The sequence below is a fragment of the Bacillus sp. CGMCC 1.16541 genome, from assembly GCF_003184905.1.
Classification (GTDB): domain Bacteria; phylum Bacillota; class Bacilli; order Bacillales; family Bacillaceae_H; genus Priestia.
Genome location: NZ_QFRU01000028.1, coordinates 1 through 13,683, shown reverse-complemented (window position 1 = coordinate 13,683; position 13,683 = coordinate 1). Strand labels below are relative to the sequence as shown.

Annotated in this window: 15 protein-coding genes; 13 read left to right on the top strand and 2 right to left on the bottom strand. The window is 36.6% G+C overall.

Annotation, left to right across the window (positions count from 1 at the left end; genetic code table 11):
* Nucleotides 1-39: 39 nt before the first annotated feature.
* From DIS06_RS17880 to DIS06_RS20800, 10 genes are all read left to right on the top strand, one after another.
* Nucleotides 40-1,332, top strand: coding sequence for a S1C family serine protease (locus DIS06_RS17880; protein WP_239422130.1), 1,293 nt, complete (start codon nucleotides 40-42; stop codon nucleotides 1,330-1,332).
* A complete protein-coding gene (locus DIS06_RS17875) occupies nucleotides 1,325-2,311 on the top strand; it encodes a peptidylprolyl isomerase (protein ID WP_110114600.1) in 987 nt (328 codons plus the stop codon). Before DIS06_RS17880 ends, DIS06_RS17875 begins: the two co-directional genes overlap by 8 nt.
* Nucleotides 2,312-2,444: 133 nt before the next feature.
* Nucleotides 2,445-3,029, top strand: a complete 585-nt coding sequence (locus DIS06_RS17870; RefSeq protein ID WP_110114599.1) for a superoxide dismutase family protein — start codon at nucleotides 2,445-2,447, stop codon at nucleotides 3,027-3,029.
* 146 nt (nucleotides 3,030-3,175) lie between these two features.
* Nucleotides 3,176-3,406 carry a hypothetical protein gene (locus DIS06_RS17865; protein ID WP_110114598.1) on the top strand — a complete coding sequence of 77 codons (231 nt, stop codon included), beginning with the start codon at nucleotides 3,176-3,178 and terminating at the stop codon, nucleotides 3,404-3,406.
* 7 nt (nucleotides 3,407-3,413) lie between these two features.
* Nucleotides 3,414-4,526 carry a GerAB/ArcD/ProY family transporter gene (locus tag DIS06_RS17860; RefSeq protein ID WP_110114597.1) on the top strand — a complete coding sequence of 371 codons (1,113 nt, stop codon included), beginning with the start codon at nucleotides 3,414-3,416 and terminating at the stop codon, nucleotides 4,524-4,526.
* Nucleotides 4,523-6,277 carry a spore germination protein gene (locus DIS06_RS17855; protein ID WP_110114596.1) on the top strand — a complete coding sequence of 585 codons (1,755 nt, stop codon included), beginning with the start codon at nucleotides 4,523-4,525 and terminating at the stop codon, nucleotides 6,275-6,277. Before DIS06_RS17860 ends, DIS06_RS17855 begins: the two co-directional genes overlap by 4 nt.
* Entirely contained in the window at nucleotides 6,274-7,464 is a 1,191-nt protein-coding gene (locus tag DIS06_RS17850) for a Ger(x)C family spore germination protein (RefSeq protein WP_110114595.1), read from the top strand. The genes DIS06_RS17855 and DIS06_RS17850 overlap by 4 nt, the downstream gene beginning before the upstream one ends.
* A 296-nt stretch (nucleotides 7,465-7,760) precedes the next feature.
* Nucleotides 7,761-7,895 carry a hypothetical protein gene (locus DIS06_RS20805; protein ID WP_275425443.1) on the top strand — a complete coding sequence of 45 codons (135 nt, stop codon included), beginning with the start codon at nucleotides 7,761-7,763 and terminating at the stop codon, nucleotides 7,893-7,895.
* Between the two features lie 184 nt (nucleotides 7,896-8,079).
* The gene (locus DIS06_RS17845; RefSeq protein ID WP_110114594.1) at nucleotides 8,080-9,045 is read left to right on the top strand and encodes a S8 family peptidase; all 966 of its coding nucleotides are present in this window, start codon (nucleotides 8,080-8,082) and stop codon (nucleotides 9,043-9,045) included.
* A 335-nt stretch (nucleotides 9,046-9,380) separates the two neighbouring features.
* Nucleotides 9,381-9,509, top strand: coding sequence for a hypothetical protein (locus DIS06_RS20800; RefSeq protein ID WP_275425442.1), 129 nt, complete (start codon nucleotides 9,381-9,383; stop codon nucleotides 9,507-9,509).
* 68 nt (nucleotides 9,510-9,577) lie between these two features.
* Here DIS06_RS20800 and DIS06_RS17840 read toward each other — a convergent pair whose 3' ends face one another.
* A complete protein-coding gene (locus tag DIS06_RS17840; protein WP_110114593.1) occupies nucleotides 9,578-10,657 on the bottom strand; it encodes a helix-turn-helix domain-containing protein in 1,080 nt (359 codons plus the stop codon).
* 322 nt (nucleotides 10,658-10,979) lie between these two features.
* Here DIS06_RS17840 and DIS06_RS17835 point away from each other — a divergent pair, with 322 nt between their 5' ends.
* The 3 genes from DIS06_RS17835 (at nucleotide 10,980) to DIS06_RS17825 (ending at nucleotide 12,978) form a co-directional block, all read left to right on the top strand.
* Nucleotides 10,980-11,315 carry an ArsR/SmtB family transcription factor gene (locus DIS06_RS17835; RefSeq protein WP_110114592.1) on the top strand — a complete coding sequence of 112 codons (336 nt, stop codon included), beginning with the start codon at nucleotides 10,980-10,982 and terminating at the stop codon, nucleotides 11,313-11,315.
* Complete coding sequence (locus DIS06_RS17830; protein WP_110114591.1) at nucleotides 11,305-12,705, top strand: aldehyde dehydrogenase; 1,401 nt, start codon at nucleotides 11,305-11,307, stop codon at nucleotides 12,703-12,705. Before DIS06_RS17835 ends, DIS06_RS17830 begins: the two co-directional genes overlap by 11 nt.
* A 96-nt stretch (nucleotides 12,706-12,801) precedes the next feature.
* Complete coding sequence (locus DIS06_RS17825) at nucleotides 12,802-12,978, top strand: H-type small acid-soluble spore protein (RefSeq protein WP_110114590.1); 177 nt, start codon at nucleotides 12,802-12,804, stop codon at nucleotides 12,976-12,978.
* A 137-nt stretch (nucleotides 12,979-13,115) separates the two neighbouring features.
* Here DIS06_RS17825 and DIS06_RS17820 read toward each other — a convergent pair whose 3' ends face one another.
* Complete coding sequence (locus DIS06_RS17820) at nucleotides 13,116-13,313, bottom strand: cold-shock protein (RefSeq protein ID WP_110114589.1); 198 nt, start codon at nucleotides 13,311-13,313, stop codon at nucleotides 13,116-13,118.
* Between the last annotated feature and the right edge of the window lie 370 nt (nucleotides 13,314-13,683).

Here is a 13,683-nt window from a genome sequence, read left to right as displayed (position 1 = left end):
ATCAACAAAGAAAACTGTTTATTAAAAGGAGAGATCATCATGGATATGCGTGACCAAAACAACCATGATCAAGAAACAAATGAACAATTAAACGACATGCAATATGCGACTAATCATGAAGAGAACGAGTCAACTCAAACGTATACATCATACACACGGCAAGAGAAAAAGAGAAAGCGCTTTCTTCCGTTTATTGCTTCATCGTTAACAGGGGCTATTGTAGGCGGAGGAATTGTCTTATATGCAAGTCCACTGTTAGGACTTGAGTCACCATCAGCACCTGTTAGTTCAGTAGAAGAAAGGCCATCCAATAACTCATTACCGATTCAACAAACATCGGTAAATTCAACGGATCTCGTCAAAATGATTGAAGATGTTTCACCATCTGTTGTCAGTGTGACAAAATTTGAACAGCGGAGCAATCCGTTTTCAACGAATACACAAGAATCAGAGGGTGGTACAGGATCTGGAGTTGTGTTTAAAAAAGACGGTAAAGATGCTTACGTTGTGACAAACAATCATGTAATTGAAGGTGCAAGTAAAATTAATGTCACGATGTCAACGGGTGAAACAGTAGATGCAGAAGTTGTAGGGGCGGATGCATTAACAGATTTAGCAGTATTAAAGATTGATAGTCGATACGTACAGAAAGTTGCTCAATTTGGTGATTCTTCTCGCATTGTACAAGGCGAGCCAGCTATTGCAATTGGAAATCCGCTAGGAGAGCAGTTTTCACGCACCGTGACACAAGGAATTATTAGTGGAACCGAGCGCTCCATTGCTATTAACACACAAGAAGGTGAATGGGAATTAGATGTTTTACAAACAGATGCAGCAATTAATCCAGGTAATAGCGGGGGAGCACTTGTCAATGCAGCTGGACAAGTAATCGGAATCAATAGCTTGAAAATTGCTCAATCGGGAGTAGAAGGATTAGGTTTTGCGATTCCTAGTAACGATGTTAGTAAAATTGTAGATGACTTAATGAAAAATGGAAAAGTACAACGCGCTTACATGGGGGTATCAATGGTAGACATCACGCAAGTATCTCCACAAGCTCAGCAAGATCAACTGAACCTTCCAAAGCAATTCGATAAAGGTGTTGCACTAGCAAGCGTTGAGCCGTTTTCACCTGCAGCAGATGCTGGACTTCAATCAAAAGATGTCATCGTAGCTTTGAATGGAGAAGAAGTAGCAAATGGCAAAGAGCTACGCAAGTATTTGTATACGAAGACGAAAATAGGAGATAAAGTAGAAGTAACCTATTATCGAGGTTCTCAAAAGAAAACGACTTCTCTAACTTTGACAGAAAGAGGTTTGAATAATGAGTAAAAAAATGAGTATGGTTGCGTTAGTGGCAGCCCTGGCTGTTTCGTTAATGGCTTGTAATAATAACGATTCGTCAGAAAAAAAAGAAGAGACAAGTCAAGCGCAAGAAGTAAAGTTTCCAAAGCTTGAGCGAGAAGAACTTGAAAATAAAAAAGAAGTAGCAATTTATGAAGGAGGGGAAGTATTAGGACAAGAGTTTGCTGATTATTTAGCATTCCAAGGCTTTGTCAATCCCGATGCTCCCATCAATGAAGAGCAATTTCAAAAGGAAGTATTAAATCATCTTGTGATGGAAGAAAAAGTAACAAAAGAAGTGAAGGATGATGAATGGGCGTCAAAGCGCGCAGACGAACTTTGGAAGCAAATTTCATCTGCTTATGACGAACAAACACGTGAAAAAGGCTATGAAACGTTAAGTGTAAAAGAAGAAACCATTAAAAATCATCTCGTTAACTATTACAAAGTGGAACAATATTTTCGTGAAGGGTTAACAGACGAAGATGTTCAAGCATTTTATGAAGATGTATCGGATGAAGTAACAAATGTGACGTTTCAACACATTTTAGTTGCAACAAAGCAAGCAGATAAAGAAGGAAAAGAAAAAGAAGTTCGAACAGAAGAAGAAGCGAAAAAAATTGCCAATGATGTGAAAAAACAACTAGATGCCGGTGGCGATTTCTCAAAATTAGCAGAGAAATACAATGAAGATCCAGGTAGCAAACAGACAAAAGGCGTTTATGAACAACTACCGCTTGCTCAGCTAGATGGAGGTTTCCGTGATGCTGCAGCAAATCAAAAGATTGGTGAAATTGGAGAGCCTGTTAAAACGGAATACGGTTATCACATTGTAAGAGTAGATAAACGTGAGAAGAAAGAGCTGAAAGAAGTCAAAGATCCAATTATGCAACAGCTAGCAATTGAAAAAATGAACACATACATGAAGGAAACATTACCTTCCTTGGTAAAAGAAACAAAACTATAATAATGAAAGATGGTGAGCATGCTGTTCGCCATCTTTTTTTGTGAATAAAAAAGAAACCTTTCTAACATATGTCTAAAATCCCTCTATCTGTGAAAAGATGGAAAAGAATGACTAACCATATGGAGGGGTTACAATGAAGAAATTACTTATTTCAATCAGTCTTTTTATGATGAGTGCAGCACTTGTTGCTTGTAATACAAATCAACAAGATTCTCATCAATCTCATATTCAAGATCAAGAAGCAACGCCTGTTAGTGAAGTAGCTGTTGGAACGGTGGATGTTAGTATTGTCAATTCAAAAGGTGAAACGATTGGAGACGCAATGCTAACACAACAAGAAAACGGTGTGAAAATTAAACTAACAGCTGAAAACTTACCACCAGGACGTCATGGGTTTCATATTCATGATGTAGGTAAATGCGAGAAACCTGATTTTCAATCAGCCGGTGGTCACTTCAATCCATTTAAACGTCAACACGGATTTAAAAATCCAGAAGGTCCTCATGCTGGTGATCTTCCTAATATTGAAGTAGGTCAAGATGGAAAGATTAATACAGAAGTATTTGCCTCACTCGTGACACTTCAACAAGGAAAGCCTAATTCGTTGCTAGATATGGACGGTACGGCACTTATGATTCATGAAAAGCCAGACGATTATACAACAGATCCAGCAGGAAATGCAGGAGATCGCATTGCATGTGGTGTGATTAAAAAGTAAAAAAGTCTCTCAGTATGTCATTGGTAGATGAACATACTGAGAGACTTTTTTATGTGAAAAGGTGTAGGTGTTATTCACCTAAAATACGCATGTTTTTCATTGATTGAGAAAAACTACCTGTAAGAAATGGTTGGTGAAAATACAGAATGATTACACTCCTTTCTCTTTTCGTTTTAGTCGGATTAGTCAGTATTACTTTATTAACGGATGCGTTGTTAATGAAAACGAGTATGGTTGACGCTTTTTATGTCATGTTTATCGAAGGAAAAAGCGTTGGGAAACACTATATCTTGATTTTTACTTTCGGTTGTTTACTGGTGGGAATGGTAGGTGATTGGAAGAGAAGAAAGAAAAGGAAGAATACGCAACAAGGTTGAGGTGAACATGATACGTAAAGAAGTCATTTCGTATTCACAGCTATTTATGTTGATTGTTAGTTTTGAAATTGGATCGGCTGTTGTAGTGGATATCGGAAGTGAAGCGAAACAAGATGCATGGTTAGCGGTGTTGGGTGGTTCTATACTAGGCCTTTTGCTACTTATCGTCTATTGTCATATGTTATTTAAAACAAAACATAAACATTTATACGATACGTTTACAACGTTATTGGGAAGAAAGATTGGTATTATACTCGCATTTTTATACGTTCTTTATTTTCTCTATGTAGCAGCACGTGTATTAAGGGATTTTGGAGAATTAGTCAACACTGTCATCTTCCCTAATACGCCCATTGAAGTTATTTCTATTTTATTCTTGCTCGTTGTGATGTATTACTTAGTGCTTGGACTTGAAGTAACAAGTCGATCCGTAGGTATCTTTATGCCGTATTTTATTTTGTTTTTATTTCTTATTATTCTTTTTTTATTTGTGAATCAAAGTATGGAAACTGATCGATTACGTCCTGTATTAGCAGAAGGTATGTCTCCTGTATTAAAAGCTATTTTTCCAAGTGTGCTGACATTTCCATTCGGAGAGGTTATTGTCTTTACAACCTTCGTAGCTGCGATGAATGAGCGTAAGGAAACAATGAAAGTATGCGTGGTTGCCATGTTATTTTCTGGTATCATGCTTGCTTTATTTACGGTTATTAAGCTGTCCGTTCTAGGAGTTGAACTAGCAGACCGAGCCGCATTTCCACTATTATCTGCAATTCGAACCATTTCTCTTGCGAATTTTTTAGAAAGGTTGGATGCACTTGTTGTGTTCGTCATGATGCTTGGTATTTTTGTGAAGGTAACCATCTTTTTATATGGAGCATTAAAAGGGCTCGAATTCATTAGTGGCCAGTCCTATCATTTATTTGTCATTCCTGTTACAGCCGTTGCTGGCTTTCAATCGATTTTAATTGCAAATAATTATGCTGAGCATTTAGAAGAGGGCTTAAAGTTTGTCCCGTATTATTTTCATTTGCCATTTCAAATTTTTATTCCTATTGGTTTGTTAGTAGGATTATGGCTTCGAGAAAAAATAAGTAAAAAAGGAGGGAGTCAAGTATGAAACTAGAGGAGTTCATTGAACTGCGTAAGCAAAAAAGAGAGAAGAAAAAACGTTCTAAAGAAAAGTCACATAAAGAAGACCGAAATAGCCGAGATCAAAATAGTGAAGAATCAGAACAACAGAACAATCAACAAGACAGCGAAAACAATGAGCAAAATCGAAAGAAGAATGCACAAGAACAGCAGCAAAAGCATCAAGAAAACCAACAATCTACAGAGCAAAATAACCAAAAGACAAAACTACGTGCTATCGCTATTTCAAGCAAACTAGATGAAACAAAAGCAATTATTGAAACAAGCTTCGGTCAGTCTGTCGATTTAACTATTGTCACATTATTAGTAAATGGTCAGCGAGCTCTTCTTTGTTACCTTGATTCCATGACCGATGACCAATTAATTGCGCAAAAGATTATTGAACCCATCACTACAATGGATGAGAAAAATCGTCAAATTCATAACAAAGATGAATTTTCTCACTTTTGTGACGGGATGTTTATTGGAACACCGAAGACGTTTGTTCATGATTACCAAAAAGCGATCAAACAGATGCTTAGTGGGTTTTGTCTTCTTTTTCTAGAAGGACTAGAAGAAGCTGTCACATTAAAAATTCAAAATATCCCATATCGGCAAATTAGTGAACCAACTGCTCAAACAACCATTCGAGGACCAAAAGACGTATTTACTGAAAGTGCCGATATTAACATTAGTTTAATACGAAGACGGCTGAAAAATGAATCGTTGCGTGTAGAATCCATTTCAACAGGTGAAGAAGTAGAAACAACCGTGTTTCTATGTTATATGGACGGAATTGTAGATAAACAGATTGTAAAGGAAGTAAGATCACGAATAGATCGTGCAAAGTCTAACATGATTTACGATTCCGGTACGTTAGAAGAATACATACAAGACCAAACGATGACGCCTTTTCCCCTCATTTTTAACTCAGAACGACCAGATTCAATTACAGCAGGAATTTTAGAAGGGAAGATAGCAATTGTTGTAGAGGAAAGTCCATTTGTGTTACTAGTACCAGCTATTTTTAGTGACTTCTTTCGTGTTTCAGAAGATTACTTTCAGCAATTCATGATGGTGTCGTTCATTCGATTTATTCGATATGGTGCTTTTTTATTGTCAATGATTTTGCCATCCATTTATGTAGGGGTCATTACATTTCATCAAGAGCTCATTCCTACTCAACTTCTTGTTAGTATCATTTCACAACGTGAAGGTATCCCATTTCCAACAGTTGTAGAGGCACTTATTATGGAACTTACGTTTGAAATTTTGCGTGAAGCTGGAATCCGTATGCCTCGTGCAATCGGGATGACGGTTTCAGTAGTAGGAGGATTAGTCATTGGGCAAGCTGCTGTAGAAGCAGGACTTATCTCGAGCATTATGGTTATTATCGTGTCACTAACAGCTATTGCTGGGTTTGTTAGTCCGGTTTATTCATTTTCAATGGCTTCTCGTCTTTTGCGTTTTGGTTTTATTGTCATTGCAGCTTCGATTGGTTTGTACGGAGTGATGTTAGGGTTAATGGTGATGGTTGCCCATTTAAACGCATTGCGTTCATTTGGTGTACCTTATTTAGCAACTGTAGCGACGATGAACAAAGAAGATCAGAAAGATACGTTTTTTCGGATGCCGATGTGGATGATGAAATGGCGCCCAGCATTTTTAACGGCGGAAAAACCAGTAAAACAACCAAACACAACACGCCCTCATCCACCCAATCAGGATGATTCTACATGAGAAAAGTCGTACTTAGTTTACTTATTTGTTGTATGACATTGTTATCTGGATGTTGGGACTTAGTTGAGTTAAGCGAATTGTCCATTGTAAGCGGTCTTGCTGTGGATAAAGGAGAGAATAGTCGTTATAAAATTAGTGTTGAAGGAGTGAATGCGACTCAATTAAATCCCAAAACTGGAGGAAGCGCAACAGCAGCTGTTGTTTATTCAGTAGAAGGAGATGACATTGCAGAACTTACTCAAAAAATGAATACAGGTTTATCTCGGCATTTAATTTACTCTCATATGCGAGCTGTTGTTATTAGTGAAGAAATAGCAAAAGAAGGAGTTAGTGACTTTTTTGATTTTTTAGAGCGCAATCGGGAAGTTCGTAATGATTTTAATATCGTCATTGCCAAAGGGACGGAAGCAGATGAAGTGTTAAGTATGACTTATCCATTGCAACGAGTTTCGAGTACTAAAATTAACACTCAACTAGAAGCCCTTCAAAAGGAATGGGGAGGAGATCCTGGCGTTCGTTTAAAAGATATGATTGAAGCTTTATTATCACAAGGAAAAGAGCCTGTTGCGGCAGCAGTTGTAATTGAAGGCTCTCCTAAAAAAGGCGAATCGATTGAAAACATTCAAAAAGTAAAGCTAGATGCTATTGTGAAATCAGATGGATTGGCTGTTTTTAAAGGTGGGAAGCTAATTGGCTATCTCAATATTGAAGATACACGAAATTACTTAATATTAGCTGATCGATTAAAACGAACAACTTTTACGATTCCGTGTGGAAAAAATGATTACTTTGCTGTTCGAGTTTATCACAATGATACAACGATACACGTTAAGGATAGGCGTGGTACGCCAGAAGCGAAAGTGAATTTAATAATGGAAGCTTATATTGATAGTGTGTCATGTAAAAAAGACTTAGGAAAAGCAGAGACATATCGTGAACTTGAAAAATTAGCTCAAAATCATATCGCAACTCAAGTAGAACAAACAGTACAAAAAACACAGCAAGAGTATGGAGCAGATATTTTTGGATTCGGTGAGAAAATGTTCGTACAAGATTATCAAAGCTTTAAAAAGGTGAAAGATGAGTGGAATGAGAAGTTTACCACGATGAAAGTAGATGTTGAGGCGGTCGTTAAGATACGCCGTTCAGGAATTGACCGAGGCATATTCATTGGTCAAACATCGTAAAGAAGTTTGACGAGCTACGAATATCACGTAGAAAAAGTTGTCCTATTTTTACATAGTGGACATAGAATGTATTGTTGAGTGTAGAAACAATGAGATAGTTTATTTAAATTTGATAATTCAGAAAATAACTTGTTTATATATGTAAATTATGTTACAATTTAATGGACATGTATTCCATATTTATCCTATTTGTCATAATAGTGAAACCAATGTAGATTTCATCTCATTAGTATAAGTCCTAGCAGTCTTTTGCAAGCTGTGTAGGGCTTTTTTATGTAGAAAAGGAGGTGATACACATGCAGTGGCTAGAGCAGTCGTTGCAACTGTTCGCTTTACTTGCCACCATTTTTACAACGATTACAATTGGACTAAAAAACATAAAAGACTTAAAGGTAAAAGAAAAGCCTAAAAAGAAAAGGCGCTTCTTATAACAGAAACGCCAACAATCATGGGAAAAAATCGTTACAAGTTTATTATAATACAAATCCACGAAAAAAAGACCATTAATTTTTCGGAATTGTAAGAAATTTTGTGATAGAAGGCATAGTAAAGAGATAGGTAAATGGAATTACATGTCGTTTTTACTCATTAATTTCTAAAGTGGAGGGAAAGAAAATGGGAAAAGTAGGACTGATTCCTTATCGTGTACAAGCTGTTATGCCATCAACAAAAACAGTACCACCTGGTATACAACTTATTGAAGCCCCTGTGTTGTGGCAAGAAGGTTACAAAGGGCAAGGAATGGTCATTGCTGTTTTAGATACAGGATGCGACATGGCTCACCGAGACTTAAAAGAGCGTATTATTGATGGCTATAACTTTACGTCTGATGATAAAGGTGATCCAACAAACTATGATGACTATAATGGTCATGGAACGCATGTTGCAGGAACGATTTGTGCTATGGAAAACGAACAAGGTGTGGTTGGTGTCGCTCCGCTTGCGAAACTTCTTGTGTTGAAAGTATTGTCAAAAGAAGGATTTGGTACAAATGAATGGGTGGTTGCAGCAATCCATTATGCCATTAATTGGCGAGGGCCTAATGGAGAGAGAGTAAGGGTCATGTCGATGTCACTTGGTGGTAAAGAGGATGAGTCTTCTTTACACAATGCGATAAAAAAAGCGGTAGAAGCACAAATATTAGTAATATGCGCAGCTGGAAATGAAGGAGATGGAAAAGATCGAACAGACGAACATGCATATCCGGGTGCATATAAAGAAGTTGTGCAAGTAGGATCTGTAAATTTAAAAGGAGAAATTTCGACTTTTAGTAATACAAACGATGAAATTGATTTAGTTGCACCTGGTGAAGATATCTTATCAACATATATTGAGAACGAATATGCGGTTTTGTCAGGAACATCGATGGCTACTCCTCATGTGTCAGGGGCTGCAGCGCTACTAATCGAAAAACTTGAAGCCGAGATGGACAAGCCATTAACAGAGCCTGAACTTTACGAACAAATGATTAAGCATACTGTAAAATTAGCTTACAGTCGTAAGTATCAAGGAAACGGATTATTAAAATTAAGTGGTTCAAGGCAAGTCAACGAACGAAGTGAACAAACGACAACGGCTTAAATAAAAGACGTGAAGTCAAAAAGAAAAGTTGGACTTTTTGACTTCATGTCTTTTTATCGGAAATATAGGCGGAAAATCCTTCAATCTCGAGGAATATGAAGGGTAAAATCCTATGAGTAAGTGAAGATAGCTTAACGATAAATAGTTAAATAAATGAAGGTACTGACATAGGTAGTAGAAGCGTAAAAGTGAGGGCAGAAAGGCGTAAAAACAGTTGTAGATAGCAGAAGTGGAAATGAGATGGTATTAACAATTTTTTCGTATTGTAAAAATCAATTCCTTGCACATAGTAAAAGTGAGGAGCATCCTCTAAAAAGCTGTAGGGGGAAACAACAATGACAAAGCGAAATCGTAAACAAAAAGCAGGCTTACAAAGTGTGAAAAGTGTAACGAATACAGAACTTTCTCAAGAGCTTGCGAGTAACAAAACAAATAAACAAGTGGAAAAAACACGTCCTAGATAGGAAGTAATCCGAACTATGATCATGCGGAACTCACTCGATGAATACCGCATGATCAATTTATAAATGTATTATTCTTTCCAAAGTTTCCACCATTTTTTATTATTACGCTGTGCTTCTGCAGCTGCTGCTTGGCGAAATCCTTGAACAAACTCACCGAACATTTGCTCACGCTCTGCAATGTTTTGTCGGTGTATCTTACGGTCTTTTTCCATCTCTTTCAGGAAATAAATGCGTTCTTCGTTCATCGAATCAATTAAATCACGTAATTCGTCGCTTGTGCTATTCGCTGAATTTGACAGTTTTTCAACCATGAATTTCACTTGATTCATGGCGACAGTAGAATTACTTGAAAAGCGATCTAATAAGTATCGCATTTCTTTTGATGATTCATCTGAAGACTCCGCCACTTCATTTAAGATACGGATCGTTTCTTCCTTTTGGTCTTTGGATAGTTCTGTAATATCTTCCATTACATTCGCAATCTCTTCGAATGCAAGTTCATTTGTGCGAATAATTTTTTTAGAAATGTTTGCAACTTCTTTTACATTTCGCTCAGAAGATTCAGAAATAAACGCTTCCACAGATTCAACGATTTCAGCTGTTTGATGATTGCCTTTTTCAATTTCTTTTTTTACCTCTGTAATAATTTCTTCCCGAACTTCGTTCCGAATGCCTTGGCGCATTTCAAACAGTAAATCTTTTTTAAATGAATCGAGAGCCGCAAATACATCTTCATACGTTTTTGCTTTTTCAAGCAGTTCACCGTGAACATGTTCAGAATCTGATAAAGATAAAGACGTTTCTGTTGGTTCATTCTCAAGTGTGGACTCTTTTGCTTCGTGCGCAGTTTCTTCGTTTATTTCTTCAGTTTCTTTATTTACTTCTGCAACATCTTCCGTTGTAGCAACTTGCTGTAAAGAGTCTGACATCATTAATTGTACGTATTCACGAATATCAGGCCAACTTACTTTTTGATCGACTAATTCTCTTACATCTTTAAGTAGGTTAATTTGATCTTCAGTGTAGAAACGAGTACTGTTAATTCGTTCTATTTTAAGGTATCCCTCTAAATAATCCTCCCACTGTTTTAGTGTGCGTTTATCTACTCGTAACAAATCAGATACAGTTTTAATTGTATAGTGCTCCATAGAATGACACCATCCTCTCTTTTATATGGAAAGCTTAATAAATTGTCATATTAAAGCTTTGTATGTAGCTTGTTTGTTTTATTCACCATAGATTCCTCTTTTTTCCTGCCTGTTGACAAAGGTTGTCAAAACTAGACGTAATCTTTACTTTATGTAATGAATTGGTGAATATTGTAATAAAATCTTGAGCGTTTGACGAAAGTGAAAAATTTCGCTACTATATGTCTAAATGTTTAAGTTTTTAAACATTTAGACATCACAACATAATCAATAAAGAAATAGGGTATAAATGATAGAAGAAAGTAGAAAAAAGGAGTCTGTTATGAGTGATCAAGCTATTCAATTATTTCGAGCAAGTATTCCTGTCTTTCAAGCACTAAGTGATCCAGCCAGACAGGATATCATCTTATTATTAGCCGAAAAAGAGCCACTGACTGTTAACGAAATTGCAGCTGAATCCACGTTGTCAAGGCCCGCCGTTTCTCATCACCTCAAAATATTGCGTGATCAAAAGTTAGTCGAAATTGAACAAAAAGGAACACAACGTTATTACTCACTAGCATTAGAAGATGCTGTATCTTTATTAAAGTCATTGCTAGCAACTGTCGAAGAGGAATGTTTTACAAAACAAGGAGAGGAGAATTTTGATGAATCATGAACAATATTACGTAACAGATGAAGCAGTCATTTCACATCTTGTAGAAAAACAAAAGCATTACTTTTATGAAAGCAAAACAAGAGATGTAAGTGAACGTATAAAAAAACTACAAACATTACGAAATGTCATTAAAGAGCACGAGCAAGAAATTTTAGATGCAATGAAACAAGATTTAAATAAATCAGAAGTGGAAGCTTATACGACAGAAATTGGCGTGTTGTTAGAAGAAATTAGGTTTACCCTTAAACATATTCATAAATGGGTAAAATCTAAAAAGGTAAAAACAGCATTAACGCATGTAGGGTCAAAAGGGTATGTCATTCCTGAACCATACGGTGTTACTCTTGTTATTGCACCTTGGAACTACCCGCTTAACTTAGCGTTATCTCCAGTTGTCGGAGCAATTGCAGCAGGGAATACAGTTGTATTAAAGCCTTCTGAATTAACACCCAATGTTTCTCGATTGTTAGAACAAATGATTGCCAAAGTATTTGATCCATCATTTATCACCGTTGTAGAAGGTGGCGTAAAAACAAGTGAAATTTTATTAAAGCAAAAGTTTGATTATATCTTTTTTACAGGTAGTGTGAATGTCGGTAAAGTTGTTATGCAAGAAGCAGCCAAACAACTAATTCCCGTTACACTCGAACTTGGTGGGAAAAGTCCATGTATTGTTCATGAAGATGCGAATATTGAACTGGCAGCAAAACGAATCATGTTCGGTAAAGGAATTAATGCGGGTCAAACATGCGTAGCGCCTGACTACTTGTTTGTGCATAAAAACGTGAAAAGCAAGTTAGTCAAAGAATTACAAAAAGCTATTCATGATTTTTATGGTGAGCATCCTGAAAAAAGTGATCGTTATGGACGCATCGTGAGTCAACGCCATTTTGAACGGCTTCACGCTTTTTTACAAGATGGTGACATTGTGGTGGGGGGGCAAGTGAATGAAGAGGAATTAAAAATTGGACCAACGATTTTACAACATGTAAGTGAAGATAAACCTGTTATGCAAGAAGAAATTTTTGGTCCAATCTTACCAGTTATGGAATATGAAAACCTTCATGAAGTCATTCAGTTCGTTAATAATCGTCCCAAGCCGCTTGCTTTGTACTTATTTACAGAAAGTGAAGCTGTTCAAGAAAAGATTGTTAACACAATCTCATATGGTGGAGGATGCATAAATGATACGTTGATGCATTTAGCGACACCATACTTACCATTTGGTGGTGTTGGAGAAAGTGGAGTCGGACAATATCATGGTGAAAGTAGCTTCCAAACGTTTTCACATTATAAAAGTGTGTTAAAACAAACAACGAAATTCGACATGTCTTTTCGATATCCATCGGAAAAGCAAAACATTGCCATCATTAAAAAGTTATTGAAGTAAAAAAGTGGGTTCCATGTGAATCCACTTTTTTTATGTATGAAAAGTTCCATTGTTTCAAAAAATAGACTGACTACATACAAGAGTGGAGTGAGAAAAGTGGATGTAAAGCGTGCAAAGCAAATTTTATCATCATCAGCTGATATCAAAGTTACATACAACGATCAATCGGTATGGATTGATGGAGTCAATGAAGATGGAACGGTTACGATTCATTCTAGAGGTCCGTTAGAAGAAAGAACAACGGTTGACGTAGCAGACCTACAAGAAAAATAAGTAATATGTAATGTCTCTTACTCGTCGTTTAGTCATACTTTTAGGGCGATGAGTAAGGGACTTTTTAATTAAGATCTAAAACTTTATCATTGTATAAAAAAAGACTCCTAAACTAGGAGTCTTTTGTAAGTATCTGCTTATTTTTGAACGTTAGCAGCTTGAGGTCCACGAGCACCTTCAACAACTTCGAAAGAAACTTCTTGACCTTCTTCTAAAGTTTTGAAGCCGTCGCCTTGAATTGCAGAGTAATGAACGAATACGTCATTTTGTCCTTCAACTTCGATGAAGCCGAAACCTTTTTCTGCGTTAAACCATTTTACTTTACCTTGTAACATATTGATGTACCTCCTATGTGGAAAACTATCCACAAATATATTACTATTCTTGCTCTGCATAATCTGTTAAGACGAAAAACGTAGTAAAACATGTTTCTTCTTTCAATCATGTTGGAACAAAAATAAGTACCTTTAATTTAACAAATTTATAAACGAAGTGCAAGAGGATTTGCTCGTTAAATCGGCGCTTAAGTCTTTGAAAATAGCCACTTCTCTTGTTTATAAGCCATCTCCCAAAACAGGTATTCAAGTTCACAACTTTTCATAAAGTAACCTTTCATTTTTGCACGATCTTCTACAGTTGCTTGTGCTGCTATATATAAATGATTTTCTTTTTCGACATTTGACCTAGTGAATCCCTAAGCGTTGT

Excerpts from the sequence above, each read along its gene's own strand:
- DIS06_RS17850 (WP_110114595.1), top strand. The coding sequence starts at position 6,274 with ATGAGAAAAGTCGTACTTAGTTTACTTATTTGTTGTATGACATTGTTA.
- DIS06_RS17830 (WP_110114591.1), top strand. The coding sequence starts at position 11,305 with ATGAATCATGAACAATATTACGTAACAGATGAAGCAGTCATTTCACAT.
- DIS06_RS17870 (WP_110114599.1), top strand. The coding sequence starts at position 2,445 with ATGAAGAAATTACTTATTTCAATCAGTCTTTTTATGATGAGTGCAGCA.
- DIS06_RS17820 (WP_110114589.1), bottom strand. The coding sequence starts at position 13,313 with ATGTTACAAGGTAAAGTAAAATGGTTTAACGCAGAAAAAGGTTTCGGC.
- DIS06_RS20805 (WP_275425443.1), top strand. The coding sequence starts at position 7,761 with ATGCAGTGGCTAGAGCAGTCGTTGCAACTGTTCGCTTTACTTGCCACC.
- DIS06_RS17845 (WP_110114594.1), top strand. The coding sequence starts at position 8,080 with ATGGGAAAAGTAGGACTGATTCCTTATCGTGTACAAGCTGTTATGCCA.
- DIS06_RS20800 (WP_275425442.1), top strand. The coding sequence starts at position 9,381 with ATGACAAAGCGAAATCGTAAACAAAAAGCAGGCTTACAAAGTGTGAAA.
- DIS06_RS17865 (WP_110114598.1), top strand. The coding sequence starts at position 3,176 with ATGATTACACTCCTTTCTCTTTTCGTTTTAGTCGGATTAGTCAGTATT.
- DIS06_RS17855 (WP_110114596.1), top strand. The coding sequence starts at position 4,523 with ATGAAACTAGAGGAGTTCATTGAACTGCGTAAGCAAAAAAGAGAGAAG.
- DIS06_RS17840 (WP_110114593.1), bottom strand. The coding sequence starts at position 10,657 with ATGGAGCACTATACAATTAAAACTGTATCTGATTTGTTACGAGTAGAT.
- DIS06_RS17875 (WP_110114600.1), top strand. The coding sequence starts at position 1,325 with ATGAGTAAAAAAATGAGTATGGTTGCGTTAGTGGCAGCCCTGGCTGTT.
- DIS06_RS17880 (WP_239422130.1), top strand. The coding sequence starts at position 40 with ATGGATATGCGTGACCAAAACAACCATGATCAAGAAACAAATGAACAA.
- DIS06_RS17860 (WP_110114597.1), top strand. The coding sequence starts at position 3,414 with ATGATACGTAAAGAAGTCATTTCGTATTCACAGCTATTTATGTTGATT.
- DIS06_RS17835 (WP_110114592.1), top strand. The coding sequence starts at position 10,980 with ATGAGTGATCAAGCTATTCAATTATTTCGAGCAAGTATTCCTGTCTTT.